The organism is Rhodococcus sp. IEGM 1381, from assembly GCF_030056795.1.
GTDB lineage: Bacteria > Actinomycetota > Actinomycetes > Mycobacteriales > Mycobacteriaceae > Rhodococcoides.
On record NZ_JASHKQ010000007.1, the window covers coordinates 1 to 26,097 of the forward strand.

Genomic DNA, 26,097 nt, shown 5'->3' on the forward strand with positions numbered 1-26,097 from the left:
CCAGCGGAACCCTCGGTCCCGCTATCTCGGTGTCCACCATCCGGGGGGAACCTCAGTCGACGAGACAAGCGTGCAGTGAACTCGCCCACGGACGTTCCGCTGCTGGACGCTTACCGGCCCGTCAGGGCACGAATCATCGACAGCGATGCCTGACCGGCCACGAGGCCGACCCAGGACGATCGGCGGTTCGAAGGTGTGCGATCGCTGCACTATCGCTGTTTCCCGGCACCGGGTCCGATGGCCCAACGAATCGCTCTGCGGTGCGTGATTCACCGCTGCAGTGCGCGCCTACGGCCGCTGCGCACTGTGCGGCATCGAACGAATGACGCCCGGTCTATCACCCGCCCGGCAGCCGATCTGCCGCGAATGCGCCGGAATCACCACTGCCCTCGACTGCACGAACTGCGGCCGCGAAGCAGAACGCCTACGCGGTGGACATTGCGCACGATGCGTCGTCACCGCGGACCTCACCGCGACTCTTCGACCGCACGATCCCCCAGACCTCCGGCTCAAACGGCTCGTCGCAGAACTGGCGAACGTGTCACGTCCGGAGAGCATCGTTACCTGGATGCGAGGCAAATCGGCTGCCGAGCTGCTGCAGAAGATTGGTGATCGTGAGCTGATGCTCTCGCACAGTGCCTTCGATGGACTACCCCCTGGCCGACACGTCGAACACCTTCGAGAAATGCTGGTGGACCTGCACATTCTGCCCGACCGCGGTGATCCTCGGCTCGCACGTTTCGAGGCGTGGCTCGAGGACCGGCTCGACACACTCGCAGACCGGTCAGATGTTCGCGCCGCTCTCGAACAATTTGCCCGGTGGCATCACCTTCGACGCATCCACGAGAACCGAATTCGTAACATGGACAACGCAACTCGGACCGCGAAGCAAGAAATCACCGAAGCCGGGAAGTTCCTGATCTGGCTGAGCGAGCACCATCACGTCACTGTCGACGAACTGACTCAGGCCCACGTCGACGAGTACTTCTCCACTGGGACCACCACCCGAATGGCAGCACGCAACTTTCTCCAGTGGCGAGCCAAGACAGGGATCGGCAAGCGCTACCACCTGAAATACCGCGAGGCTCGGCAAACACCGCTCGCCTCATCTCACGAACGCTTGGCACTGATTCGGACAGTTCTCGAGTCGGAGGCGGTGGTGCTCAACAACCGGATCGCTGCACTGATGTTTCTTCTGTATGCGCTGCCGGTCCGCCGGATTGCCGAAATGCGCACGGAGCAAGTAGAAGTCACACCAACGGGAATCAGTCTCCACCTCGGTGACCATCCTGCGCCAGTGCCCGAACCGCTACTCCCCCTCTTCCATGAATACTTGACCTCACGCGCCAACCAGCGCACCACCAACAATCAATCCCCGTGGTTGTTCCCAGGAACACGGGCCGGGCATCACATCACCGAGCAGACCCTTCTCAATACACTCAGACAGGTCTTCGGAATCAATATCCTCGCAATGCGCAACGCAGCGCTACACGACCTGTCCAAAGAACTCGACGCAGCGACGCTCGCCGACCTACTCGGATACAGCAGCCAGGTCATGAACATCCACGCCGCACGCTCCGGCGTCCCGATGGGCAGCTACCCCGCAATCCACTCGCCCGGCAAGTAGTCGAGCCTGAGCCGGGTTTCAGCAAGCATCCCCAACCCTGGCCATCCTGGCATTGACCGAAACGCGGCAGGGAAAGCTTCGCAGCTAGTTTTAGCTCCAGTGATATAGCGGGTGGTAGTCCTCACCCGGTCCCTTGTACAACTAGGATGACGTGATGCGGGCCATTGTTGGAGTCAGCCTAACCCTTGTTACTGGGCTGATGCTCGTGGCTTGTTCTTCGGGAGGGCATTCAGAAGAACCTCCTCCGAGTGCTTTTACCGATCGACCGGCACTGCCGAGTTGCGGTGAGACAATGGCGAAAGGCCCTGCCTCCACACTTGACGAGTTGTACCCGCAACAAGTATTGGACTGCTTGACCAACAGTCGAGGTGGTACTGGTGCCGAACTTTCCGTCACCGAGTTCACCACCGACGGCGACCCGATCAGAACTTTCTACCGGACCGCAGGAAACTCGCCTTCTGTCGAGATCTTTTTGGACCGGTCCGGTGATCAGTACAGAGGCGGAGAGGACTGGGTGAATATCTCTTGTGAGGTACCGATCCTGACCGCCGACGCCTTGCGTGCATGTTCGGCCAACTACTAGCCGCCGATGGGGTTTGGGGTTGAGGTGCCTGTTAGTTGTCTGCAGGTGAAGCAGAAAATCTGTATCCCGACGAGCCGCTACCTTCGAAGGCACCCATAATCCCGAAACTTCTCTGCCCGTAGTAGTTTTGAGCTTCGGTCAGAACCTCGTTGGAGGCATCTTCGATGCGGAGGCTCGGCAGCTCATCAACAAATACGAGAAAGTCGTCGCTGCCCTCAGGCGCTGAACCCTGCACGTTGCCCATGGCTGGGACTCCTAATCTCGTTGTGGCCGTGAGTTCAGAGTAGCTGTTGCAGCTAGCAAAAGACATAGCTCGTGGCTCGCGAAGGACACGCCGTTCCGATCAGTCACCCTCGTCGCATCAGTACCTCCAGTGTGAGCCATATCAGCGCACTTCATCTGCCGAACAGCACTACCGCCAATCTATTGACCGGGCGGTGTTCAGCAACCGCGAATAAGTCCAATCTTGATAACGGTGTTATCCAGTGTACCTCTGCATGTTGCATCCGATGAATCAGCCAGCTCCGGCAAACCGACTGCGCGTATCTTTAGTGAAGCGCGAAATCTGTTCAGAATGAGGAGGTTACGTGCTGTCTGGCAGGCCGCCCGTTTGGACGTCCTACTCGAGGCTTCATCAGTCTGTAGTTTTCGCTGTTCAACGTCATTCTCTGGCAGTGGTATTGATAGTAATGATTCATCTGGTGAATCATTGATTCGTTGAACGAGACGTCGAAAGGGGTGTCAAGGGGGTCGACAAGAGCGGACGCGTCGTCCTGGTCGAGTCGGTGACGCCACTGCATCCCGAGGAGCAAACGGTCGAAGACATGCTCACGGGATGGCGGAACCAGCAGCTCTGCCGAAATCTGCAGCTCGGGACCATCGAGCAACGGCAACAGGTGGTCGTGCGGTTCATCGATTACACCAACGAGTTCCCGTGGGCATGGACGCCGTCAATGGTCGAGGAATACTTCGGAGACCTCCGCTCGATTCGTCGAATCGCGCACTCGACTATCCGCAGCTATCAGACGTCGCTCAAGCTGTTCTGCTCCTACATCAGCAACCCCGACTACGGGTGGGATCGACTGTGCGAGAGCCGCTTCGGTACACACCCCGCTCAGGTGTTCTTCGAGTGGAACACCGCAGCACACGTCCAGGACAACGAGCAGACACCGGCCAAGCGGGCCTTCACCAAGACCGAGCTGCAACTGTTGTTCGACCACTCCGACGCCCAGGTCGAGACGATCGGAGCGACAGGCCGCAAGGGATGGCTGCCGGCCTACCGTGACGCGGTGATGCTCAAACTCGCCTACTCCTACGGGCTGCGCTTCAACGAAGTACGTCACCTGCAGAGCGTCGACTTCGCCCGCAATCCCCACGCACGCGAGTTCGGCCGCTTCGGAGTTCTCAATGTGCGTTACGGCAAAGCCAAACGCGGGTCACCCCCGAAACGGCGCAGCGTCCTGACGGTCTTCGACTGGACACCTGAGATCGTCGACGATTGGCTCACCCACGGCCAGCCCTATCTCGATGCGGGACTCGATCTGTTCCCGTCCGAACGTGGCGCGCTCGTTGCCGAATCGACCTTGATACGCCGGTTCCGCCGCTACTGCACCGAGCTGCAGCTCTCCCCCGTGCTGGACCTGCACTCACTGCGACGCTCATACGCCACCCACCTGATCGAAGACGGCTGGGATCCGTTGTTCGTGCAACAGCAGATGGGTCACGAGCACGCCAGCACAACCTCCCTCTACACCTGCGTGTCGAGCGACTTCCGCACTCGAACATTGCGGCGAGCGTTGGATGCGACCGTGCGCGACGCTCTCGGAATGGAAGGAGAAAACTCGTGAAACGCACCGTCGACTACACCTGGCGCCTAGCCGAGCTGATGGCCGCACACGGCATGCACAACAGCACCGACCTCATCCCCCGCCTGCTCGAACGAGGAATCTCCCTCTCCCGCCCTCAGGTCTACCGCCTCGTCACTCAACGACCCGAACGTGTCTCGCTGCAGATGATGGCGGCTCTCTGCGACATCTTCGGCTGCGGAATGCAGGACCTGGTCACCGTCACGGCAGCTGACGAACGCAAGAAGCGAACTGCGACATCATCGGCACCCAACGTCGTCGAGCTCAACAAGACAGTCCGACCGCGACGCGCACGAGTGATCCGCGATGACCATTGAGATCCGACCCCGCAACACCGTTCGAGGGCGACCGAGAACCGGCGGCGGATTCACCTGCGATCGCTGCGGACGTGAGGCCGGCAAACCACGCGTGCGCTGGCCCGACGGCAAGATTTGCGGAACATGCTTCCACTCCGCCGTACGCACCTACGGATGCTGCGCAGCATGTGGATTCAAGCGCATGCTCCCCGGACGAGTCGGAGACTCAGCTGCCTGTGTCGACTGCGCTGGCATTGACACCGACTTCTACTGCACCCGTTGTGGCACTGAAGCCGAGCACTACCGACGCGGCATCTGCGCACGCTGCGCCCTCCGCGACGACCTCACCTCGCTGCTTCTCGACAACCCCGCCGATCCTGCCGCAATGCACACACTGGTGGGCATCTTCTGCGCCGTGGACCGCCCCGAAAGCATCCACACCTGGAAACGATCCACCAAGGTGCACGAGCTGTTGCGCCAGCTCGCATCCGGCCGCATTCCGATGACCCACGAAGGCCTAGACAGCGTCGGCGACGATCGCCGCACGACGCACCTGAGGGGCATCCTCGAACATCACCAACTGATTCTGCCGCGTGACCGCTACCTCGCCCTCTTCGAGGACTGGATCGCCGCAAAGATGACCGCCATCGATCACCCCTCGGTTCGGCGCTACGCCGAACAGTTCGCGACCTGGCACCACCTCAAACGAGTCCGCGCAATCGCAGCCGCAGGCAAACCCACCCGCGGACCCGTCCACGCCTCCAAACAGGACATCACCGAAACCATCAAGTTCCTGACCTGGCTCCACGACACCCACAGCCGCACCGCCGCGACATGCCGCCAACTCGACGTCGATGAATGGCTCGCCACCGGACCTACCACCCGGCAGCTAATTCGGACGTTCTTCGTCTGGGCTAAGACAACCCGCATCAACCGGTCGGTGACAATCGCGCACCGCTCCCCCGCCCCGACAGCCACCTTCACCCAAGACGAGCGACTGCACTGGATCTGTGAACTCCTCACCGGCAGCAGTGAATCGCTCCCGTATCGAGTGGCCGGCATTCTTCTCCTGCTCTACGCCCAACCGATGGTCAAGATTGCCGCACTCCGCACCGATCACCTCACTACCGACACCGACGGACTGTGCATCACCCTCGGTGCCGAACCAGCCCCGGTACCCGAACCCTTCGCGGTGCTTCTTCGAGGTCATATCGCCTCACGCACAACGCAACTCACCGGAACCGACACCGGCTGGCTGTTCCCCAGCGTCCGCACCGGCCGCCACCTGCACCCCAACACCATGATGGACCGAATCCGATCACTCGGAATCAACCTGCTCGGCGCGCGCACAACATCCCTACGCACCCTCGTCACCCAGGTACCACCGCCGCTCGCCGCAGAAATGCTCGGATACAGCTACTCCGTCGCCCACCGCCACGCCGAGTTAGCGGCGCAGCCGTGGGCGCAGTACTCCGCACTGCGGAAGTAGATGCGGGCGGTCTTCGGCCAGTACCCAGCGCCACGTCCTCTAGACGACAGGGATGCCGTCGGTACGGACGGTGGGAAGCCATGTCGCAAGAGTCCGGCCGAGTGTGGCGACGAGACGTGGCCCGTAGACGCACAGCGTGCGCTCCCACGGGTGCCCAAATGTCCCTTCGCTGAACCCATCACGACCGAAGATGTAGTAGTCGCCGTTCGGGTAGACGGGTACGCGCCATTCCGCATCCTCGGCTGCGTTTGCGTGTGCTTCCGCGTCGAAAATGTAGCCAGGATGCTGCCAGTCCAGCACTACGAACAACGGGTCGCCAGGAAACTCGGTGAGAAAGCACCTGAGCGCTTCTGCGTTGATTGCGTCGAACAGGGCACCCGCGGATGCTCGTGTCGGAAGCGCGTCGATAGCGAGATCGAACGTCACCGAGGGTGTCGGCTCCGCGATAGCTGGCCACGATTCGGGCTTGATCCCGGCACGAAAACCGAACTTGCTTATGAACGTCGCCCAGTGCTCATCCTGTAGACCACGGTCCAGCTGAGTCCAACCGTTAGGGAGCGAAGCCCCGAAATCCCTAGTCGTCTTGGTCGTCATCGCCTCATCGTCCTGGTTCGATGGGTCGAAGTCCACCGGGTTCTCGGTGCGTCGCTGCCAGCCAATCCAAGGAGACGCGGCGATCTCGATCCGGATAGCTGCATGTGCTGTGCAGCAGCACGTTTCGCTCGGGCGGTTCCCCCGCGCGGTTTGGCGATACCTGCACGGACGACGTTGTCGCCTTTACATCTCGGTGTCCAATACGAATGCGTGGTGCCCGGTTGGTGCGGTGTCAGGACGGGGTGTTGTCAGTCTGACCGGCGGTATCGATCTGCTCACGGAGGATGTCTCCGTGACCTGCGTGCCTGGCGAGTTCTTGAATCATCATCAGCAGTGTCCAGCGCATGCTGATGGTTCCTTCGGTGGGCAGATCGATGGTGTCGTCGAGATCGAACTGGGAGGCGATAGCGCGCGATCGTGTGCTGGCGCGCTCGAACTCGTCGATGACGTCGGCCAAGGTCTCGTGATCATCGACGGTAAAGGTTCCTACATCGCGTCGCGCGTACCCGTCGCAATCGGCTTCGTCGATGTCTGCCCAATGCCTTTGGAACCAGATGCGTTCTGCGGCAGCAGCGTGTTTGATGAGTGAGATAGGTGTCGTGAGGGACGGGACCAAGCGCCTGCGGGCTTCGAATTCGTCAAGGCCGCGAGCAGTGTCGATCAGCGCTCGTCGGTTGCGGTCCAACATGGCGTCGATGATCTGTCGATCATCTCCAGCGGTAATCATGTCGTCGTACATCGTCGTCCGTTCTTGTCGGCGGTTCGGGAGTCATGCGAGGGCCGCTCACTCCCAGGGTGTGTTTGGGGCGAAGCGTTGGGGGAAGATGCCGTGTCCACATGGTTTGCGTTCGCACGTTGTGGGCTGGCGTCACAGTGTGTGGTTTGCCGCAGCCGGTCGCTTCCACGAACCGCTACCGGGCGAGTGTCGAACACCGCGCAGAGGCGTCGGTGGACTCGTGAACTTTAACGCGTTCGTCTACTGGATTTCTAGGCCATGCGCTGAGCGGCCACTTGCGGGGTCCGGGTGGGCATTTCGGCCATCGTTCGTTCGCAGTGTGGGGGTACCTCACCACCGCCGGAAACGCGGTGCCGGTGCAGCTGCCCAACGGCGGCAGCGCGAGCGTCTTGCCCGGTTGCACACCCGACGCCACCCATTGGCTCGACCCGAGAGCAGCCCACATCGTCGACACACCGTTCGAGTAGCACCGTAACGGCAATGGCGATTGGACACTTGCCACCGACTCACTAGACGACTGTTAGCACCGTCGCAATTCTCCCCGGGGAAGATGGACGGCTCCGGTTCGCTGCGGTTTCACCTCTCTTCTCACCTCCACTCGAGGACCGACCGTGGGGTTCGCATCTAGCACTCGATACCTGGTGGGCCCACCGAGGTTGCTCGTACAGTCGTCCTACTTCGAACGGATGGGAATGAGGTCGTTACTCCACCAGGACTATCTTGCCGAGGTGGTCGCCGCGTTGGAGGTGGGCGAGGGCCTGTGAGACGTTCTCCACGGCGAAAGAGGCTCCGATGCGAGGCGTGATCCGATGGTGGTCGACGAAGACGACCAAGTCCTCGAGCAATGTTCTTGAGCCGGTCTCTATTCCCTGCAAGCTCACGTTCTTCGACATGAGCTGACCGACTCGGATCTGGGCATCGAGCTGTCCGTCGATGACGCCGATATAGGCAATTTGTCCGCTGACCCGGACGGCGTCCAGCGAGACGTTGAGGTTGGCGGCCCCCACGGTTTCGAGCACTAGGTCGGCTCCCGTTCCGCCGGTGATCTCCCGAACGCGTTCGGCGACGTCGGTGGTGCGGTAGTTGACCGTGGCCGTCGTGCCCATGGCGTCTATCTGGCTGAGCTTCTCATCGCTGCTGGAGGTCATGATCGTGCGCAGGCCGCGGGCGAGCGCGATCTGCATCGCGATGAGGGCGACACCGCCGGTGCCGTGGATCAACACCCACGCGCCGTGCCCGACTGAAGTGCGCTCGAGCGCGTGCCACGCGGTCACGCCGGCCACCGGCAAAGTCGCGGAATGCGCGTCGTCCAATCTGGTCGGCGCGGGCACTGCTTCCTGCTCGTCGACGATGACGTACTCGGCGAGCATTCCTCGATTGACCGGGCCTCCGATCGGACCGAATTTCAATTCGGTGTGGAGCGTGCCTTCGCGCCACCGCGGGAGATAGATCGGGAGCACGCGATCACCTGCGCGAAAACGCGTGACCGCATGTCCTGCTGAAACCACGAACCCGACGGCGTCTGAGACCGGAACGACGTCGCCGGTGGGCTTCCAGTCCCCGACCCCGTTGATGACAAGCAGGTCCCTGTAGTTGAGGGAGCGTGCGGTGATCTTCACAAGGACCTCGGCCGGACCTGGCCGTGGTATCGGAACTCTGTGCATTTCGAGCGCGCCTACTCCGTCACCGCGTGTCGTCCACGCGCGCATCGTGTTGGTCTCTGTGGGCATGGTGCGGACTCCTGCGGGTGGGGGGCGGGATTGGAGGTCGGGCGACATCATCGAGGCTAGAGAGCAGATGAGATCGAAACCAGTTACTTGTTTGGCCGATGAGCAATTAGTGTTGATGAATGATCGATCCCGTGGCACTGCGCGCTCTGCTCGCGGTGCACGACACCGGATCGGTGACCGCGGCCGCATCCCTTCTGGGCTACACCTCGCCCAACATCACCCAGCACCTGCGCAAGCTCGAGCGGAAGACGGGTGCCAAAATCGTCGAGCGTGTCGGCCGCGGGGTGGTCATCACCTCGCACGGCCAGAGCCTTGTCGCACGAGCCCGGCCTCTGATCGACGGCCTCGAGCAGCTGGAGATCTCCATAACCGGCGACCTACCGTCCGGTCGGATTCGTGTTGCCGCGTTTCCCACAGCGCTACGCGGACTTCTGTTGCCCGCCGTCGGTCGGTTGAGATCCGATCTTCCCGATCTCGACCTCGTCCCTGTCGAAGCTGATCCTGCGAGCGCACTCGACGCACTCGGTGTCGGACGGGTCGATGCGGTGATCGCGAAGAGTTGGGGCACCACCAAGCCGCGCGAAGACTCGAGGCGCTCTTTCGAACGCATCGCGCTCGGTCGCGATCAGCTCGATGCCGTGGTCCCGGTCGACCACAGGTTCGCTCGCAGACGTTGCGTCGCCTTGCGCGACCTCGCACACGAGCGGTGGGCGATCACGCCGATGACGGACCCCTTCGGGCCGTGGATTGCCGGCCGAGCCCCCGAGCTGCTCGAGCCTATCGTGAGTGCGTACAACGCCCAAGAATTCGAGTCGCTGATCCGCTTTGTCGAAGTGGGCCTAGCCATCACCGTCGTCCCGCGGCTGGGACGTGGAACACTGCCGGCGAGCGTCGCCGCAGTCCCCCTGAGTGACGACGACGCCTATCGCGACATCCATCTATACGTGCGCCAAACGGCGGGCCGCTCACGCACAGTGCTCACCCTCGTGGACCGCTTCCGACAGGACCTCGCCGGCTGAATATTTGATACCGTTACCGCGAAAATTGCGGACGGTTCGTCGCTTACCGGAGCCACACAAGGGCCGAGATTCGACGCCCATGCGAGCCACGTCCGAAGGTCTCTAGCCAGTGAAGTGTTGTTGCTGCAATCGATTCGACTGATTTCGGGTCGCGGGCGTGATGCTCGCCGATTCGGTGGTTTGCAATGGTCGGTCTTTGTCGGTGGCAGGTGTTCTGGTGTGATCCAGCCGATTCGTCGGGTCCTGCCGTCGACTATCTGGTTCTGGCCGGGCTGCCGTCATTGGCGGAGTGGGCGCACCGGCATGGGACGCGTGCGGGGCAGCCGTTTCTGCTGCGTGCGGATGGTCACTGCGTGCCGGAGGTGGACGAGTTCTTCGCTTCGCCTCGGATGAGTAGCTGCAAGCAGTGGACGCTTCGTAAGTATGTGTTCACTCGCGACATGGTTGGGTTTTTCTCGACGTGATCGAGTGCTGCTGGTAAGAAGCAGATTCCGATCAGGTCGATGCGTTCAAGTTCTGGCGGGTGGCTGTCGTTGGCATATGGAGCTGGTTTCCCCGCCGTGGTAGCTGCCGGCTGTCGGCACCCAGAAGCGGAGCGAATCTCCCGCATGCCCTACACCGCGGGAGATCTCATCGCTCCTGCGCACGCTATCGAGTACTCCACCGCACGCTTCGATCGTCTTACGGGAGCCGACGTTCTCCTCGTCGCAGGTGATCAAAACGCTGGACAGTTCGATCCGATCGCCAGCGAAGCCTAGTACCTGTCGCAAAGCCCTGGTGGCAATACGTTTCCGGCGTTCAGATGGACGGATTCCATAACCGATTTGTCCACCCACGTCGGCCAAGAAATCGTTCAGCCTGTGCCGCAGCTGAATCGAGCCAAGATACCTACCGTCTCGCACTATCCACCAGTTCGTCACAGGAACTGCATCGGGTCTGGGAGTGGCCATAGGCTGCAACAACTCTCGCACCCAGCGCTCAAACTCACTCCGCGACTCGAGGTCGAGCCCGAGCTGGCGTGCGACACCGAGGCCTGATCCCGGCTGATGAACACCTGCGCCGCCCCACTCGTCACGTGAATCCAACCAGGACTCGTACAGACCGGCAGTCGGCGTGACCAAACTGACTTCGCTCATTGCATAATGATCCGCTTCTAACGCAAAAGAGGTCAACCGGAGTCGAATCGAACCGTCCCGCCGTGTCACGTCTACTCGGCATAGTCGTTCGTATGTCCGTCGGACACGCTCTATGAGCTGTGGCCACCTGAACGCACCTGACATCCGATGGATTAGCTGCCTTCATTGCGCGACTGCGTGTTTCGCTTCTTGAGGTTCGTCGTCGAAGCCGTGTGGTGGTTGCTACAGACCGGTTTGCTGGTGTCGCGTCCGCGACGTCGACGAGCTGCGGGCGTCCATACTGGCGGTGAATGACAGTCTTCATCGAGCGTCCCGCAGGCCGCGGAGTGCTCGCGCCCATCCTGTCAGCTCGTCGAGCATTGTGTCGAAGGTCTGCAGTTGCCTACCGGCTGCGATGACGCCGCTGTCGTCGGTATCGACCCCGAGTGTCAATGCGACTTGGCTTCGTACGTCGGCCAACTTCAGCTCCCCGGCGATCAGTCTGAGATGCTCCACGGCTCGCTGGCCACCTTGCACGCCATAGCTGATGAACCCGCATGCTTTGTCGTTCCACTCCGCGAACAGAAAGTCGATCGCGTTCTTTAGAGCACCGGAGGTGGAGTGGTTGTACTCGGGGGTGACGAAGACGAACCCATCGAATGTGGCGATGGTCTTCGCCCACGCCGTCGTGTGTGCGTGCTCGTAACGGCCCATGATGGCGGGTGTGTGCTCGTCAAGGTGGGGCAGCGCGTAGTCGGCGATGTCCACGAGTTCGAACGTCACGTCAGGCTCGCCAGTTCGTTCGGAGGCACGCTGCAGAGCCCATCGGCCGATGGCGTCGGCCTTACGCCCCGGGCGCGTGCTGCCGAGGATGATCGCGATGCGGAGAGATGTCATGGGGTGCTTTCTGTTGGGAGTGATGCACGTACGCGCCTGTTGGCGGACTGGATTCGCTCTGTGCGTAGGAGCCAGATGGAGGCGCTGAGACCGAGCACTGAGAACCCGGTAAGGGCAGCGAAGGAAAGCTGGAAGGCTGACGCGATTCCTGAGCCCAGTGCACCTGCGACGATGACGGCAAGGAGTGATCCACCGATCGCTCCCCCGACCCGTTGGAGGACGTTTATTTGAGAGGTGGCATCGGGCAGTTGGCGTTGTGTAACGGCTTCATAGGCGGCGACCGTGGGGGGCATGATCGCCAGTGCGAGTGCCATTCCACGGGCGAACAACAGCACTTGAACGGCCAGACCGTCGGCGGCTAGGGGCAGGAAGACGAACGGGACTGTTGCTGCGATCGTTGCGAGGCCCCCTGCGACGCTGATGACACCGCTGCCGACCCTGTCGATGAGGACTCCAACGAAGGGCATCGTCACGGCGGTGCCCACACTCAAACCCATCAGCAGAATGCCGGTCTCGAGGGGCTCTTCCTCTCGTCCGATCATGAAGTAGAGCGGCAACAACAGGAACGCGCCGAACATGGCAGCACCGTTGGCGAAGGTCGTGACGCTCGCCGCAGCGAACATCGGTAGGCGAAACAGACGCAGATCCAGGATTGGGTTCGGATGTCGCCGAGCGTGCCGCACGAACAGTGCGAGAAGGACTCCTCCGGCTGCGATTGGGAGGAAGCCACCCGGAGCGACGATCGAGCGTCGTTCACCCCAGGCGGTGAGGCCGTAGACCAGCGCAGGGACTCCTGTAGTCACGAGAAGTAGTCCGACGCTGTCCAGCCGCGCGCCGGGCTCGCGTGCCCCGCGGGGGATGAGACGCAGTCCGAGAGCGAGACCGACGAGCCCGATGGGGACGTTGATGAGGAACAGCCAGGGCCACGACGCGCGGTCGAGGATAAGCCCTCCGATGAGGGGGCCAAGGGCGGGGGCGAGGCCCACAGCGAGTCCTAGCGTGGCCATCACACGCCCGAGCTTGCCCGGACCGGCAGCCTGCCCCAAGATTGTCTGTCCGGCTGGTATGAGCAGTCCCGCGGCCATGCCCTGGGCAACTCGTAGCGCGATGAGCGTCTCGACGTTGTCTGCCGCGGCGCACGCCGCGGAGGTGAGGGTGAACGCTACGAGGGCGGCGAGCCACATCCGTCCAACACCGACGCGTCTGCCGAGCCAGCCGGCGGCCGGGAGGGACACGCCGAGAGCAATGAGGTGCGCGCTCGAAACCCATTGCACAGCATCGAGATCAGCGCCGAGGTCCCGCGCAACCGTGTCCAGGCCGACGTTGACGATCGTGGCGTCCAAGCCGCTCATGAACGCGCCGAAGACGATCACCGCGGCCAACAGCCAAACCCTGCGGGGTATCGGCTGCTGCGCAGCCTTCGGTGGCGACTTGAATCTCATCGATCGTTCTCCGTCCGCAGCAGTCTCATTTCGTTGGGAAGCCAACGAATGCAAACGCTAGCAAAGAAACGTTGGAATGCCAACGAATAGGTTAGGATCGGCGACATGAACACTCCGAAGACGACCGCACGGACCGCGCCGTGGCCACCGGTCGAGCCACCGGAGCGGGTGCGAAGGTTGCCGAGCTGGGTGCTCAACCATGTTGCGATGCGCGCTAACCGGGTTGTGGCGTCACACCTGGAACACAGTGGGCGTCGCAGCGACTACGCCGTTCTCGCTTCCCTCGAGGAAAGTGGCCCCGCGAGCCAGGCCGAACTCGCCCGTCGACTTGCGATCGATCGCGGTGACCTCGTCGGCCTCCTGGATCGCATCACCGAAGAAGGACTCGCGCGTCGCGAACCCGACACGTCGGACAAGCGCCGCAATGTGATCACGGTGACACCGGATGGCAGGGACAAGCTGGTCCAACTCGACAAGGAAATCGAAGCCGCGCAAGAGGACCTGCTCAGACCACTCGATCCTGACGAACGCACGTTGCTCATTGACCTGCTCTGGCGGCTGCTGTTCAACCCCGCCACTGAGTAATACCTACATCCCGGCTTTCGATACCGACTCGTCGGAGACGCACGCAGCGCCACCGAACCCACGAAAACGAGGGAACTTCTTAGAGAGCCGGGACACTCCCATCGCGCGAAGCCGCTACAGGGTGTCGATTGTTCAGGTGCGCGCGCCTTGGTGTTTGGACAGCGTAGTGCCCTTTGTGATCTGACACGTCCCGCTGAGGTTCACCCCGAAAAGTGGACAGTTTCTATGCGGCCATGACTGGCACTGTCAGCTCGTAGTTGGTGGGGCTGAGCATTCCGATCGTGGAGTGCCTACGGCGAGTGTTGTGGAAATCCATCCAGTTGTCAACTGCAGCAACCAATTGCAGCGCAATGCTTCTCACGAATTGGACACCGCGGACGGTCGCAGTCACTTAGTCCGTGGATTGCCGTTCGGCGACTCTCGCACCGTGGTTGACTCCCGCATCACAGGCTCCCCTTCGAGTGAGCCGAGTCGAGGAAGGTCGACAGCGATGTCGCGAGCTCGTCCGGTGCTTCTTCAGCCATGTGGTGTCCGGAATTGATGCCGTGCCCGACGACGCCGGGTGCCCACGGCCGCCAGATGTCGAGGGGATTGCCATATAGCTCTTCGAGCTCGTCTCGGAGCGACCAGAGCACCTCCACAGGCATGGTCAGGATTCTGTCCGCGTATCTTGTCTCACATGTCCGGTCTGACTTTTCGCACGCCAACCGAGCAGGACTATCCGGACCTGCTGGAAGCCCTCGACACATGGTGGGGCGACGTCGGCGGCGCGAACGGCGGCCCCGAACGCGCGCGACTTGTGCCACGAATGTTCCTCCAGCACTTCACCGACACGAGCGTCATCGTCGAGGACCAGGACGCCATCGTCGCCTTCCTGATCGGTTTCCTCTCGCAAGCTCGAACCGATCAGGCGTACATCCACTTTGTGGGCGTCGCACCCACCCATCGGCGTCGGGGAATCGCAAACGACCTCTACCGGCATTTTTGCGATACGGCGCGACGTCACGGCCGCCAGTCGGTCCATGCCATCACGTCGGCCTCCAACGCAATATCGCAGGACTTCCATCGGCACATGGGATTCACGGTCTCGGATCCGGTCGTGAACTACGACGGACGTGGCGGTGACCGGGTTACCTTTGCGCTCCAGCTGTCCTGACCTCAACTGCAAACACTCGGAAAGGTCTCCGGCGACCGCAGCTAACTTCTTATCTGCCAGTCGAGTTCGCCATCGGTTACGGCCGGCAGCCACATGCGATCGAAGACGGTCTCACCCGCAAGGCTGTCAGCGAGGTCCGTCAGCATGGCACTGATGGATACCCACTTGGGGCCGGCCTCGTCGGTCGAGTCGCGGCTGAACTCGGCGACGCACCCGTGCATCGGACCCGGGCGGGTGTCGACGAACCAGAAGTATCCGTCCATTCCAGCGAACGGAACGTACTCCTGGATGAAGGCGTAGGCAGGTGTTCCCGCGGGTTGCGCCGACGCGCTCGCGTCGACCATCTCAGGATCTTCGGCTGCCAACCCCGCCCAGACCTTGGACATCGATCGGCGTGCACTGTGGATCTGTTCGACGGTCAGCAGTGCGTTGAGCGGCAGAAGGCGATAGGGCGCACCGGAATACAGCTCCAGAAACTCCACGAGCTCGTCCGGCCATCCGTCGGTGCCCGTCAATTCCTGTGTTGGCACACGACTGTCAGCTGCGTAGTCGGTGTTGCCTGTCAGCCAGGATTCGACGTCGTGCCACGCCTCGCGTACCGAGCCTGCGAGCGTGGGGCTCAGTACAGGGATGGCGTCGATCTCGCGTTGACGGCGTTCGCGTTCGGCATCGGCGGCGGCGATGGCATCGTAGGCGGCGGTGATTCGAGCGACGATGTCATCGACGCTGAGATTCGGGTCAGTGATTCCCTGGACCTGAGTGTGCTTTCGGTTCACGTGGAGTGCGGTGCGGTCGATGAACGGGCCCGGCTCTTGGGCCATGTAGGCCCGGGCCTTGACGACCATGTCGTGCAGGGCGGCCTCGTGTGTCTGCGAGCGACCCGCCAGAGGCACCGGACGATTGGCCGTCGTGAAGACGCTGATGCGCCAATCGAATTCGCCGATGTCGTCGCGGTCGGGCCACTGCGATGAAACGATTGTCACTGAAGCTCTCCTGGTCTCCGTCGAATCCGGCGTTTCAATCCTATGGTGACGACGCTAGCCGCCGAACTCAACGTGCTCGCGATCGAGCGGAGACTGCACCTCCGCCGATATTCAAGCGAGATTTTGGGGTACTGGACGCATCATTCCGATGCTCGAATCCCGTGCGCAGCCGTACCTCTATAGTCGACCAATGACTAGTTCGCGAAAGAATGTCCACCACTGATCGGCTACAGGAGTCGTTGCAGGTCTCTCAAGCAGTGAGCTCCGCCCACCAGAACGAAATCAGCCGGTTTCGAAACTGGGTGCAACGAGCAATCATCGCCGGGTTCCGCTCCGAAGATCGGATCGCTGCCCCCGATCGCCTCCGCGGGCAGTCAGTCGTTGATTGCTCCACCACCGTCTCCGTCCGTCACAGTTTTTCGCCGACCGGGCGGGACCTTGCATCACCCACACTGATATCTCCAAGATTCTTTCGCATCGAGGTACGAAGCTCGATCTCGCCAGGACTGAACCCGGCGTCGACGGCACCCACGGTGGCCTACTCAGAGGCTGAAGGGTGGCTCCGTGCAGCACTAGGCCCACACTGGGCCGACTACGCTTACCACCTCGTCAGCGGTTCGCCCGTGAATTTCTATGAGCCGGCTTCATCGGTGAGGTTCGCGGTCATCATCGACTCGGCTGGCAACCCGCTGCTCGCGCCGACGGACTTCGAGTGGCCCAAGTTCACCGGGCAGGACGATGTGGCCGTCCGAAAAATCGATCCTCATCCGCAAAATCGTGTCTTGATTGCAAACCTAACTCGGAACGGCCCTTTCGATGTTCCGAGTGGCAAGCAGGCACGTGGCATCATCCGCGACAAGCAAATCGATCTCCTTGTCATAATGAATCGGCCCGAACCATCATCAATCCCTGCGTTTCGAGCGCTGGTGTCTGCATTGAGAACGCCAGCCAGGGTCGATAGCCGCTTCATACCTCTGGCCGCGACCCTCAATGGCACTACTGGTTTGGTCGAGTTTCGGCGGGAGGGCCGCGAACAGGTATTCCATGAAGCGTTCCCTGTTCCAACGTACGAGCATCTGACTACCGTGCCGTCCTCTTCCGAATCGTGGACTGCTCGATACGGGTTTCCCTCGATGTCCATACCCGCAACACCGCGCACCTGGGCCGCGGGACTTTGTGCCCACTGGCGCGAGGGGGTGGCTTACGGAGGGCTTGGTGCACCCATCGACCGAAAGCCAAGCTAGAGCCGGTGTTCGGCCACCGGACTGGAAAATTCTCAGCCTAGTAGCCTGCTAATTCCGTTCTTGTCGGACAACTGACGTTCGGGTATGGACGCGCAGCAGATCGCCCTGCGCGTGCACGCCGACCGAAGAGCGGCGAGGCGATCCTTTCTCGCGCATCAGACCAATCACTTGTCCGTGTGGGAGGACGAGAACTATGCGGTGCTGCACGACGGGTGAGCGCGTTGCGTTGTTATTCCATGGCTTGCCGTCGGTACGGCCGCAAATGGCGCGGCGTCGTTGTGAGGTCAGATAGGACCGCTCGTAACCAGCCGCGCCGTCTCTGCCTCGCAGCGGCCCTGCACCGGCTCACGACCATCCCAGGAGCTAAGGGTTGGGGGTCAGAGCTGCTTGCGCATCTTTACACTTGTGGTTTCATAACCGGCTGACTCATACATTGCGCGTGCCACCGCATTGAAGCCGAAGACGCTCAGTCCCAGCGTCCGCGCGCCCTCCGCCCGGGCATGGTCTTCGGCGAGCTGCATCGCTGCTCGTCCGTAGCCTTGGCCTCGGTGCTCTGGGTCGACTAAGACATCCCAAACCCACCACGAGCTGGCGTCGTCTGAGTTGTCACGGCCAACCCAGAGGTACCCGACGATCTGGCCCGTGTCATTCACGAGGTCAAACACAGTGTTACCGGGGGTGGGAGCACCCGCTGGGAAAGCACGCCCGAGGGCATCACTGGAGTGCTCTTCGGCGGCGCGTGGCGTCTCGCCTATGGCGATCAGGTCCGTCTTGTACTCGCTCTGGCTCCGTTTCAGCCATGAGGGAAACCGTTGACGAGCGATCGGGACGAGTGTGATCGACATGCCGCCAGTCTGACAGCGGCCTCGCGCCGACCCTCGACAGGGGAACTGCCCCGGCTTTGCGAGCGGCTGAGCTATACGACCAGTTCCGATATGCAGACTTACCGGCAAACCTCTGCATATACTGTGCCGCAGCATGTGTCGCTCGAAAACTGGCCCGTGCTCAGCTTGCTCAGAGGGTTTGTCAGCGTGCAGGTTTGTTGATATCGGCATGGAAGACAACCTCTGCCGGCACGGTGGGCACAGCATTGAACAACTCGACCACGATCTCAGCGGCTTCATTGGCCACCTCGGCGGCCTCGCCTGCGGTGCCGGCCTGCGCGGTGACAGACAACCCTGCCGCGCCGTCGCCGGTGGAAGTGATCGACAGTGTGTCGGAGTAGTCCGCTGCAGATCCACCACGCTGGTGCGCAAGGCGTTCGCTTACCTGCAGGACAGGGTCGTAGCCGGTCAGGTCTAGACCGGTCCCCCTGTACGTCGAGACGGGGGCGTTGGGGTCAACCGTATCTTCGCTGGGGTAGGTGGCTGTGATGGCAATGGTCGCGGTGCGGGTGTACGTCGCCGCCATCATCCACCAGACGGCGGCGATGATGCCCACGATAGCGATAGCCGCGATGGTCGCGCGTCTGCGCTTATGGGTTCCAGGCACGGGATCAACTCTAAATGCACGCAGTTGCAGGCCGTTCAGCGTGCAGTCTGGGCACTGGTACCGGGCTGGCCGCGATACGACCAGTCTTGATATGCAGGGCTACCAGTAGAGTACTGAATATACTGTGCCGCAGCGTTTTTCGCTTGCCGCGGCAGTTCAGCTGCCACCACGCATCTACGCCCCGGTTTGTGCATCCTTGAAAGCCAGCCGTCGAACGAATTGAGGCGCAGCGTTGGTTGGAGTCGAGGTTCGGGCTGGTCAGACAACGCCGGTCAGGTCTCCCATGCGCGTCGTAACCCCGTTTCTGTCCTTCCATGCAGCGACACCGTCGATGAGTCGGGCGCTCATGAATCCACCGTCGTCACCCCACGGCCATGCGGTACCAAGGTCGGCCACAACGTTCTGGACCGAATCGGCCATCGCCCACAGCGCGAATTCTTTGTCCGAGTCGACTCGGGTCCCTATCCAACTACCACCGAACTCGCCTGGGTCGACGCCGGCAACCGTCACCGCGCTCAGCAGGAACACACCGTCGATCTCCGGGTCGTAGTCGATCTCCCAATCGACGTGTTCGATAGTGTTGCCGTACTGGCGCGCACGCAAGTCGCGGCCCAATCGAGACAGAGCCGACGTCCACGGCTCAGGCAAGTCCGAGTGCACCATCCGAACCCCCGGCGAGGGAGACCACGTGGTACTCAACAAGCGCTTCGACAAATCGTGGTAGCGCACCGAGCCAATATGTCAGCCCAGCTTGAGCAGCAACTGTTCCGACCCGAAAGAAATGATGGCCGACAATCTCCGCGACATCGTCGCGCGTGAACGCCGTCGCGGGCCGACCCTGGTGTTCGCGCACAACTCGCACCTGCGCCGCGGCGACTCGGCGTTACCGGGCGAAGCGAGCTGGGCTGCAGCTCGATCCGTCTATGCAGATGCATGAGGTCCTCAGCTCAGCCAGTCGAGAGTCTGGCCGTGCGGACCGGTTAGAGCGACTGGTCGACCGTTGCGCGCTAGGACGAATCTTCCCCCTATATGGTCCGGGTGCACCGCAAGTTGCGCCGCAATGTGGGGGAGCACACGAGGACTCTCGTTCGAGATCCATTGGCAAGGTAGCTGTTTCATGCGCTCCTCGAACCGTGTTCGCTCTTGTTCGCCGAGATAGCTGAGTACGGCACTGTGAAAGACGACCACTGTCGACCCGGCCGGTGCCTGATGTACCGCTTCAGCTATTTCATCGGTGAGGTCCCCTCGAACCAGCCGTGGTGGATCAGCCCGGACTATGGCCGCAGCTGCCGTGAGTCGCTCGCGGCGCTGGTGCTGCTCCGGCAGACAAGTATTTCGAGCCACGCCATGTCGTCGGCGTCTGTGACGTCCAGGGGGTTGAGGTCTATCCCGGCACGTGAGGTGATGACCGGGAGTGCCGCAGGGATCGGTGCGCCACCGGTTGTGGCGCACCGTACGACTACAGGCGATGGTCCGTCATCCGGGTCGAGCTGCGGCCGTCGGTCGTACTGGTAGCTGTACCGGTCGGGGTACAGGCACAGTCCTGCGGACGCGCCGACTTCGATAAGTGACAGCGGGCCGTCGAAGTGAGCCAAGATCGGAAGCAAGGCGCTGACCCTGCCCGCTTCGTTGGTCTGCGTGAATCGTGCGAGAGCAGTCGCCTGGACGGCGGACCAGTTGATCGTTAGCCATCGACGGAATGCTTCGTAGTCGGAGACAGGGGCACCGTTGTGCCTCGCCGCGCCGAGAATCAGGTTCGGTTGACGCTTGGGCACGGGTAAGCGGTCGATCAGACACAACAGTTCGGGATCATCTGCGATGTGCGAGGTGAGCATCTCGTAGGTAGCGGACACGCCGTGCGCTTCCAGCCGCGAGAAGCGGCGGTATTGCTCTTCGGTCGCGGTCAACTGACTGCTCCTTGCATCATCGAATCGGAGGCGCGCCTAATGGCATACAGAACACCGTCGGCGGTGGCATCCCGGATAAAGGCCACGACATGTCCGTTGGATCGCCATCCGCCCAATTCTCCGTGTTTGAACCACAGGTAGTCCCGGTACGCAGTCGCCATCAATCCAGCATTGCAGAACCACGCCGCCACACTCGGCTTGCGGCCGGCACGAACGCCCAGGAGTGCGAACAAGATAGAAGCACTCAGCCTGTCAGCCGTGGACGACTCATCCGAAACTTTGGGAGGTGTCCCCGTCATGAACAGCCACGAATTGCTCAACGATCACCAGATTCTCACCGTTCTCATCGGCGCAGCCGCGAATGTCCCCGCCGAAGATCCGCGTGCGGCCCGGTGGGTCACCGAAGCACTCGCGCTCGCCAGTGCAGCAGAGCTGCGGTCCGCGACCACACCTCGATCTCCGCCCGCCTACGCCTCGCCCTGACCGCGTACCGACCTTTACCTGGCAACGAGCTCGCAGGACTGCGACAGCGGACTGACCATCCCTTCGTCTGAACCTGGCGATCTCCTTCACACATGATCGCCGGGGTAATACGACGAGTTTTGATATGCAGGGTTACCGGTAAAACTCTGCATATGCTGTGCCGCAACAATTTTGAAACCGAACGTCGTTGCGGATCCTGGTTCTAGATCAGGTATGCGTGATCGGCCGCTGGGACCGCAATCAGAGCTCTTGACCTCAACTCGGCGTTGACCTAGCGTGCGGTTCGCGCACTCCCGACCTACCTAGTTCCCGTGAGAGGTCCAGCCTTCCCCTGGGGCTGCCTCTTCGGTGTCGGTTGCGAGAAGCCCGTCGTCGACCGTGTTGGAATCGGGCCGGGAGTCTTCGATCAGCTCACGGGCCGATGTTGGTTCATCGCCGTCGATGGCGGGTTCTTCTAGGCCGGTGTCGTAGTCGTCGGTTGGGTGATTTCGATCGCTCACGGTGGTGGTCTCCAAGTCGGTTCGTGGGTCTGAGTGTCCAAGTCGCAAGTCATCGTCCATGCTCCTGCCGCCCAGTCGGCAGAAAGCGCTATGTCTCGGTTGTCAGGCCGATGATGTGTTCTGCGTGTTCTTCGCCCCAATCGCCGAGGGTTCGTAGCGCATCGTTGAGGCTTTGCCCGAGGGCAGTCAGTGAGTACTCGACTCGAGGTGGTACCTCTGCGAACACTTCACGCCCAACTATTCCGTGGGACTGGAGTTCTCGGAGCTGCTGAGTCAAGACTTTCTCGCTCACGCCCGCGATCGACCGGCGCAGTTCGCCGTGGCGCTTCGCACCATCGTGGAGCTGCCACAAAATCAACGGCTTCCATTTCCCGCCGACCACAGAGACGGCCGCATCCAGGCCGCATGAGTATTTGGTCCCCGCGAAAGCTGCTGCCATGGAGCAATACTGCCATCGAGGTGGCTACCGCACTTCAAAGTGGGTACTTGTGGGCGAGGTTGCAACCACCCACTCTGATGGTATGAAAATTTCCGTCCTCGGACTCGGACACATGGGCACCGCGGTCGCCACTCACCTGATCGGCGAGGGCCACCAGGTGACCGTCTGGAACCGCACACCCTCACGGGCAACGCCATTTATCGGCCGCGCGATTCTCGCGGCCGACCCGGCAGAAGCCTTTGCCAGTGCGGACCTTGTCATCGTCTCGTCCCTGGACAACAGTGCAGCGCGAGACATTCTTTTCTCGGCAAGCGCGGCAGTCCTCGGATCGCTGGTAGTCAACCTCAGCTCGGATACCCCCGCCAGTGCTCGAGCTTTGTGCCAGTGGGGCCACGAGCACGGGGTTCGCTACTTGGCCGGGGTGATGGTGACGCCGTCGACGATCGTGGGTCAGAGTGGATCGAGCATGCTCGTCGCGGGAGATGAAGCTGATCTCGACGCGGCGCTGCCGGTGTTGGCCGCCATTGCCCCCGACGTGGCCGTGCTGGGTAATCGACATGAGCTTCCTGCGTCGTTCGACACGGCACTGTTGGGCGTGTTCTGGACGACCCTCGCGGCCTGGGCGCATGGCACTGCACTTGCGAATGCTCACGGAATCGACGGCCAATCGATAGCGGCGCAGATGGCAGCAATGGTGCGCTTGGCTGCAGACATCGGCCCTGGTTTCGCGCGCGACGCCGATAGCGGAACGTATCCAGCGGAAACGTCGACCATCATGTCCGCTGTAACGACGATGCAGCACGTGACCGCCGCATCGGTGGACGCCGGCGTGGACCCGTCGCTCCCCGCGGCCGTGACAGCGCTTTTCGAACGTGCGGCGAGTGGACATGAAGCGGAGTCACCTTCTCGAGTGACCGAGGCAATGTGACTGGGTGCAGAGTGGGTGTCGCAGCATATCAAGCTAGCAATACGACCAGTCTTGATATGCAGCGTTACCGGTAGTAGCTCTAAACTGTTGCTGAACAACGCAATTAAAGTCTCTGGAACGCGAGGCAAGAACCTCGATACCTGACTCACGCTCGCGCAGGTCGTGGACCGCGAGGGTTATTGGCCGAGCCGTGCTCTCGACAACAGCGCATGGACGCGCTGGATGGAGGGTAGGAAAAGTGGGTGTGCTGGAGAATGGTGACGCGTAGACACACAGGCTTGCGCACACGCTCGGGATGAGTGGAGATGTTCTCTCCTGGTTCAGATTAAAGCCGATAGGGGGACTTGTGGCAAGGCCCCCTCTGTCGTTCATGATCGCCACTCACGAGTTGAAGCCGAATGAAAGTGAGTGGGTCATATGCGGGTGTTGTTGGCGACGTACGGGACGCGCGGCGATGTCGAGCCAATGGTTGCGCTAGCCGCGCAGTTGCGCCAGTCGGGGGCCCAAGTGCAGCTTTGTGCACCGCCGGACGCTGAGTTTGCGTCGCTGCTCGAGCGGGCCGGTGTTCCGATAGTGCCGTTCGCACGGTCTTGGCGCTCATGGCAGGTAGCCGAGACCACCGCCCGGGAAGTTGTTCCGAATGTCGCCGACCACGTCAACAACCACATCGCAGCTACCTTCGACACGGTGGCACAGGCAGCACAAGATGCTGATGTCGTGCTGGCGACCGGCATGTTGCACTTCGTTGCGGGCACTGCCGCCGAAGTTGTCGGTATCCCGAACCGGTTCGTCGTGTTCTCTCCGAGCCTATTGGAGCCCCAGGGCTACCAGAGCCTTGTCGGCCCAGCGATCAACGCTCACCGCGCGTCGCTGTCGCTGCCGGCGGTCGATGACATGCGCGCATTTCTCCTGACCCGTCGGCCATGGCTCGCTGCAGATCCAGTCCTGGGCCCGCCGCCGAATGCTGCCGATGTCGGAGCACGCTCCGGCGCATGGATACTTCCCGACAACCGTCCACTCACGCCTGAAGTCGAGGCGTTTCTCGATGCCGGCGATCCTCCCGTCTATGTCGGTTTCGGCAGCATGATCGTCGAGCAGGACGCGGCTATGACCACAATCGAGGCCATTCGCGGGCACGGCCGCCGAGCCATCGTTGGACGCGGGTGGGCGGGGCTTGAGGTCACGGACAACGAGGACTGTTTGGACGTCGGCGACAGCAATCTGCAAGCACTGTTCCCACGGGTCGCGTGCGTCGTGCACCACGGGGGTGCTGGAACGACGACCACCGCCGCGCGAGCGGGCACCCCGCAGGTGGTGGTGCCGCAGATCGCTGATCAGCCGTACTGGGCCGCCCGTGTGGCCGCACTCGGGATCGGTGTCGCCATCGACAACCCCAGCCCGACCCTCGAGTCGATCCGGTCTGCACTAGCGGTGGCACTCACACCAAAGACCGCGGCTCGCGCCCATGCGGTTGCTGAAACGATCACGGGCGACGGTGCGGCGCAAGCAGCGCAGATGCTCTACAACCAGATTGACTGAGAACGCACCGCGTCCGATGGTCAATCTGCAAACCTACTTCGCCGGCCGAATAACTCCGGGATAGATAAGAGCCTTATCCAGTAAGATCTATGCGCGGAAAGTGGATACTCGGATGCCTCTTCATGTGTTCTGGGAAACACTCCCCGGGCTTACCGGGATGGACCGCAGGAAGCACCGAGCGGACTCCAGCCGATCGGCGTCGTAGTGTTTCCATTTCGCGGCAGGCACATCCTGGTGTCCCACCTCACTGAATCCCCGTCTGCTGAAGAAATCTGCAGCGTCACCGCTGACGGTCACTGCGAACAGGTTCGCGATCCCCCGCTCGCGACAGAGATCCATCAATCCATCGATCAGTAGGCCCCCAGCGCCGAGACCGGAAAACTCGGCGACCGTGATCAAGCCCGACACCTCACCGAATCCGGTTCCGGCGTATCGGTCGATCTCGAGCCCGACAATACCGGCCAGGTGTCCGGTGCGCATGACCCGAGCTCCGAGTCCACCGGCAGCCATCCTCGCAATCTCGATTCGGCTGCGCCGCTTGAGAACCCCTTCGCGGACTCCCTGCGCAACCAGCGCCTCGATTGCCGGAAAATCGTCCACCTGAAGCGAGGCCAAGTGTAGGTACCGTCCCTGGGTCAGGACGGTACCGCGGCCGTCGAAGGTGAACAGCTCGAATTCGAGATCCTCTGCACGGCAAAGATTTACGCTGTATGCACCGCCTGCAAGCGCCTCCTGTGCTGCGTGCGGGAAGTCCTCGAGCCCTCGTTCGGCCAAGTGACGGGAAAGACGCTCGCGGTGCACGTCGATATCCGCGAAGCTACGAGGCGGAGTCCCCCAGCCGCCGCCCGGATCGGTGAGCACCACTTTGGATGCCCGGACGCTCGCAGCTACCGACCCGGCGGTGCGTGCGACATCGGAAGCCTCGGTCCCGATCACGACGCATTCCGAGTCCGCGATAGCGAGCCAAAGACGAGCAACTGCCTCGCCGGTCCACGCCGTCGAACCGTCCATGACCAGACCACCGATCGCAGTGGCGGTCTCCGAAACACAATCGGACGGAACGACAAAAATGAACCGCGTATCCCCTGTACCGAACTCGTCCACCGTGCGGCTGACTGCTTGCAGCCCAGCGGCTCTCACGACGGGTAATGCGACCACGATGGTGACTCCACGGAACTCTTCGATGAAGAAGTCCCGCTCGGAAACAGGCACGCCACTGGGAGTCAGTTCAACCGCTGCCTCGCGCGGTGCCGTCCGTCTCGTCCTCAATGTGCGCGAATTTGCTCGAAACTCATCGTTCGTCATGATTGCTCCAGTCTGGACTGTTCCCAGTGCACCCCGCAACGCGTCCGGAACGGCGGTGCCGCGTACGCGGTGTCACGAGTAACTACTCGACGACTCATCGACGTAGTTGCTTTCGACTACGTGTGGTGGCCGTCGCGGACTGGC

Annotated in this window: 32 protein-coding genes and 1 pseudogene; 14 read left to right on the plus strand and 19 right to left on the minus strand. The window is 61.8% G+C overall.

The genetic code is table 11. From position 1 onward, the window contains the following. Window positions 1-568: 568 nt before the first annotated feature. Window positions 569-1,627, plus strand: coding sequence for a site-specific integrase (locus QM797_RS16490; protein ID WP_283276736.1), 1,059 nt, complete (start codon window positions 569-571; stop codon window positions 1,625-1,627). A gap of 614 nt (window positions 1,628-2,241) precedes the next feature. Here QM797_RS16490 and QM797_RS16495 read toward each other — a convergent pair. Continuing rightward, window positions 2,242-2,454: a hypothetical protein gene (locus QM797_RS16495; protein ID WP_283276737.1), complete on the minus strand. Its 213-nt coding sequence runs from the start codon at window positions 2,452-2,454 to the stop codon at window positions 2,242-2,244. Between the two features lie 580 nt (window positions 2,455-3,034). Here QM797_RS16495 and QM797_RS16500 point away from each other — a divergent pair. The 3 genes from QM797_RS16500 to QM797_RS16510 are packed head-to-tail and all read left to right on the plus strand — an operon-like array spanning window position 3,035 to window position 5,860. Then, window positions 3,035-4,057 carry a tyrosine-type recombinase/integrase gene (locus tag QM797_RS16500; protein ID WP_283276931.1) on the plus strand — a complete coding sequence of 341 codons (1,023 nt, stop codon included), beginning with the start codon at window positions 3,035-3,037 and terminating at the stop codon, window positions 4,055-4,057. Next, a complete protein-coding gene (locus tag QM797_RS16505; protein WP_283276738.1) occupies window positions 4,054-4,392 on the plus strand; it encodes a helix-turn-helix domain-containing protein in 339 nt (112 codons plus the stop codon). Before QM797_RS16500 ends, QM797_RS16505 begins: the two co-directional genes overlap by 4 nt. Further along, the gene (locus QM797_RS16510; RefSeq protein WP_283276739.1) at window positions 4,382-5,860 is read left to right on the plus strand and encodes a site-specific integrase; all 1,479 of its coding nucleotides are present in this window, start codon (window positions 4,382-4,384) and stop codon (window positions 5,858-5,860) included. The genes QM797_RS16505 and QM797_RS16510 overlap by 11 nt, the downstream gene beginning before the upstream one ends. A 39-nt stretch (window positions 5,861-5,899) precedes the next feature. On the opposite strand, the gene QM797_RS16515 is transcribed toward QM797_RS16510, so the two are convergent. Then, on the minus strand, window positions 5,900-6,454 hold the full coding sequence (locus QM797_RS16515) for a DUF2716 domain-containing protein (protein WP_283276740.1): 555 nt from the start codon (window positions 6,452-6,454) through the stop codon (window positions 5,900-5,902). A gap of 232 nt (window positions 6,455-6,686) precedes the next feature. Then, on the minus strand, window positions 6,687-7,181 hold the full coding sequence (locus tag QM797_RS16520; protein WP_283276741.1) for a DinB family protein: 495 nt from the start codon (window positions 7,179-7,181) through the stop codon (window positions 6,687-6,689). A 326-nt stretch (window positions 7,182-7,507) separates the two neighbouring features. Between QM797_RS16520 and QM797_RS16525 the strand changes: the two genes are divergently transcribed. Further along, complete coding sequence (locus QM797_RS16525; RefSeq protein WP_283276742.1) at window positions 7,508-7,657, plus strand: hypothetical protein; 150 nt, start codon at window positions 7,508-7,510, stop codon at window positions 7,655-7,657. Between the two features lie 234 nt (window positions 7,658-7,891). Here the strand turns inward: QM797_RS16525 and QM797_RS16530 are convergent, their stop codons facing one another. Then, a complete protein-coding gene (locus QM797_RS16530) occupies window positions 7,892-8,920 on the minus strand; it encodes a zinc-dependent alcohol dehydrogenase family protein (RefSeq protein WP_283276743.1) in 1,029 nt (342 codons plus the stop codon). Between the two features lie 119 nt (window positions 8,921-9,039). Here QM797_RS16530 and QM797_RS16535 point away from each other — a divergent pair, with 119 nt between their 5' ends. Next, a complete protein-coding gene (locus QM797_RS16535) occupies window positions 9,040-9,939 on the plus strand; it encodes a LysR family transcriptional regulator (RefSeq protein ID WP_283276744.1) in 900 nt (299 codons plus the stop codon). A 509-nt stretch (window positions 9,940-10,448) separates the two neighbouring features. On the opposite strand, the gene QM797_RS26250 is transcribed toward QM797_RS16535, so the two are convergent. The 3 genes from QM797_RS26250 to QM797_RS16550 all read right to left on the minus strand — a co-directional run bounded on the left by QM797_RS26250 (window position 10,449) and on the right by QM797_RS16550 (window position 13,393). Beyond that, entirely contained in the window at window positions 10,449-11,219 is a 771-nt protein-coding gene (locus QM797_RS26250) for a GNAT family N-acetyltransferase (RefSeq protein WP_349307205.1), read from the minus strand. Window positions 11,220-11,375: 156 nt separating this feature from the next. Next, window positions 11,376-11,951: an NADPH-dependent FMN reductase gene (locus QM797_RS16545; RefSeq protein WP_283276745.1), complete on the minus strand. Its 576-nt coding sequence runs from the start codon at window positions 11,949-11,951 to the stop codon at window positions 11,376-11,378. Next, on the minus strand, window positions 11,948-13,393 hold the full coding sequence (locus QM797_RS16550; protein WP_283276746.1) for a DHA2 family efflux MFS transporter permease subunit: 1,446 nt from the start codon (window positions 13,391-13,393) through the stop codon (window positions 11,948-11,950). Before QM797_RS16550 ends, QM797_RS16545 begins: the two co-directional genes overlap by 4 nt. Before the next feature lie 105 nt (window positions 13,394-13,498). On the opposite strand from QM797_RS16550, the gene QM797_RS16555 reads away from it, so the two are divergent. Next, window positions 13,499-13,978 (plus strand): MarR family winged helix-turn-helix transcriptional regulator, encoded by a 480-nt coding sequence (locus QM797_RS16555; RefSeq protein WP_283276747.1) that lies wholly within the window; start codon window positions 13,499-13,501, stop codon window positions 13,976-13,978. A gap of 223 nt (window positions 13,979-14,201) precedes the next feature. Here the strand turns inward: QM797_RS16555 and QM797_RS16560 are convergent, their stop codons facing one another. Beyond that, window positions 14,202-14,339: a hypothetical protein gene (locus tag QM797_RS16560; RefSeq protein ID WP_283276748.1), complete on the minus strand. Its 138-nt coding sequence runs from the start codon at window positions 14,337-14,339 to the stop codon at window positions 14,202-14,204. 82 nt (window positions 14,340-14,421) lie between these two features. Beyond that, window positions 14,422-14,625, minus strand: a complete 204-nt coding sequence (locus QM797_RS16565) for a hypothetical protein (RefSeq protein ID WP_283276749.1) — start codon at window positions 14,623-14,625, stop codon at window positions 14,422-14,424. 32 nt (window positions 14,626-14,657) lie between these two features. Here QM797_RS16565 and QM797_RS16570 point away from each other — a divergent pair, with 32 nt between their 5' ends. Continuing rightward, window positions 14,658-15,134, plus strand: coding sequence for a GNAT family N-acetyltransferase (locus QM797_RS16570; protein ID WP_283276750.1), 477 nt, complete (start codon window positions 14,658-14,660; stop codon window positions 15,132-15,134). A gap of 41 nt (window positions 15,135-15,175) precedes the next feature. On the opposite strand, the gene QM797_RS16575 is transcribed toward QM797_RS16570, so the two are convergent. After that, window positions 15,176-16,117, minus strand: coding sequence for an SMI1/KNR4 family protein (locus QM797_RS16575; RefSeq protein WP_283276751.1), 942 nt, complete (start codon window positions 16,115-16,117; stop codon window positions 15,176-15,178). Between the two features lie 623 nt (window positions 16,118-16,740). On the opposite strand from QM797_RS16575, the gene QM797_RS16580 reads away from it, so the two are divergent. Continuing rightward, a complete protein-coding gene (locus QM797_RS16580) occupies window positions 16,741-17,361 on the plus strand; it encodes a hypothetical protein (protein WP_283276752.1) in 621 nt (206 codons plus the stop codon). A gap of 84 nt (window positions 17,362-17,445) precedes the next feature. After that, entirely contained in the window at window positions 17,446-17,577 is a 132-nt protein-coding gene (locus QM797_RS16585) for a hypothetical protein (protein WP_283276753.1), read from the plus strand. Between the two features lie 161 nt (window positions 17,578-17,738). Here the strand turns inward: QM797_RS16585 and QM797_RS16590 are convergent, their stop codons facing one another. From QM797_RS16590 to QM797_RS16600, 3 genes are all read right to left on the minus strand, one after another. Beyond that, on the minus strand, window positions 17,739-18,206 hold the full coding sequence (locus tag QM797_RS16590; RefSeq protein ID WP_283276754.1) for a GNAT family N-acetyltransferase: 468 nt from the start codon (window positions 18,204-18,206) through the stop codon (window positions 17,739-17,741). Window positions 18,207-18,387: 181 nt separating this feature from the next. Then, a complete protein-coding gene (locus QM797_RS16595; RefSeq protein WP_283276755.1) occupies window positions 18,388-18,852 on the minus strand; it encodes a hypothetical protein in 465 nt (154 codons plus the stop codon). Window positions 18,853-19,110: 258 nt separating this feature from the next. Beyond that, the gene (locus tag QM797_RS16600) at window positions 19,111-19,500 is read right to left on the minus strand and encodes a hypothetical protein (RefSeq protein ID WP_283276756.1); all 390 of its coding nucleotides are present in this window, start codon (window positions 19,498-19,500) and stop codon (window positions 19,111-19,113) included. Window positions 19,501-19,630: 130 nt separating this feature from the next. Between QM797_RS16600 and QM797_RS26365 the strand changes: the two are divergent. After that, window positions 19,631-19,732 (plus strand): annotated as a pseudogene (locus QM797_RS26365) (erythromycin esterase family protein); the annotation flags it as partial. A gap of 62 nt (window positions 19,733-19,794) precedes the next feature. Here QM797_RS26365 and QM797_RS26370 read toward each other — a convergent pair. The 3 genes from QM797_RS26370 to QM797_RS26260 are packed head-to-tail and all read right to left on the minus strand — an operon-like array spanning window position 19,795 to window position 21,058. Then, window positions 19,795-20,196, minus strand: coding sequence for a DUF2332 family protein (locus QM797_RS26370; RefSeq protein WP_283276758.1), 402 nt, complete (start codon window positions 20,194-20,196; stop codon window positions 19,795-19,797). Continuing rightward, window positions 20,127-20,759, minus strand: a complete 633-nt coding sequence (locus tag QM797_RS26375; RefSeq protein WP_283276759.1) for a DUF2332 family protein — start codon at window positions 20,757-20,759, stop codon at window positions 20,127-20,129. Before QM797_RS26375 ends, QM797_RS26370 begins: the two co-directional genes overlap by 70 nt. Then, window positions 20,756-21,058 (minus strand): DUF6461 domain-containing protein, encoded by a 303-nt coding sequence (locus QM797_RS26260; RefSeq protein WP_349307206.1) that lies wholly within the window; start codon window positions 21,056-21,058, stop codon window positions 20,756-20,758. The genes QM797_RS26375 and QM797_RS26260 overlap by 4 nt, the downstream gene beginning before the upstream one ends. Between QM797_RS26260 and QM797_RS16625 the strand changes: the two genes are divergently transcribed. Beyond that, entirely contained in the window at window positions 21,057-21,242 is a 186-nt protein-coding gene (locus QM797_RS16625; protein ID WP_283276761.1) for a hypothetical protein, read from the plus strand. The genes QM797_RS26260 and QM797_RS16625 overlap by 2 nt on opposite strands. A 302-nt stretch (window positions 21,243-21,544) precedes the next feature. Here the strand turns inward: QM797_RS16625 and QM797_RS16630 are convergent, their stop codons facing one another. Together QM797_RS16630 and QM797_RS16635 are read right to left on the minus strand one after the other, a co-directional pair. Beyond that, window positions 21,545-21,742, minus strand: a complete 198-nt coding sequence (locus QM797_RS16630) for a hypothetical protein (RefSeq protein WP_283276762.1) — start codon at window positions 21,740-21,742, stop codon at window positions 21,545-21,547. An 88-nt stretch (window positions 21,743-21,830) separates the two neighbouring features. Beyond that, window positions 21,831-22,181 (minus strand): winged helix-turn-helix transcriptional regulator, encoded by a 351-nt coding sequence (locus tag QM797_RS16635; protein ID WP_283276763.1) that lies wholly within the window; start codon window positions 22,179-22,181, stop codon window positions 21,831-21,833. On the opposite strand from QM797_RS16635, the gene QM797_RS16640 reads away from it, so the two are divergent. Together QM797_RS16640 and QM797_RS16645 are read left to right on the plus strand one after the other, a co-directional pair. Beyond that, a complete protein-coding gene (locus tag QM797_RS16640; RefSeq protein WP_283276764.1) occupies window positions 22,180-23,109 on the plus strand; it encodes an NAD(P)-dependent oxidoreductase in 930 nt (309 codons plus the stop codon). The two genes, QM797_RS16635 and QM797_RS16640, sit on opposite strands and share 2 nt — an antisense overlap. Window positions 23,110-23,526: 417 nt before the next feature. Beyond that, complete coding sequence (locus QM797_RS16645) at window positions 23,527-24,648, plus strand: glycosyltransferase (protein WP_283276933.1); 1,122 nt, start codon at window positions 23,527-23,529, stop codon at window positions 24,646-24,648. Window positions 24,649-24,768: 120 nt separating this feature from the next. Here QM797_RS16645 and QM797_RS16650 read toward each other — a convergent pair whose 3' ends face one another. After that, window positions 24,769-25,860 (minus strand): GNAT family N-acetyltransferase, encoded by a 1,092-nt coding sequence (locus QM797_RS16650; protein WP_283276765.1) that lies wholly within the window; start codon window positions 25,858-25,860, stop codon window positions 24,769-24,771. Between the last annotated feature and the right edge of the window lie 237 nt (window positions 25,861-26,097).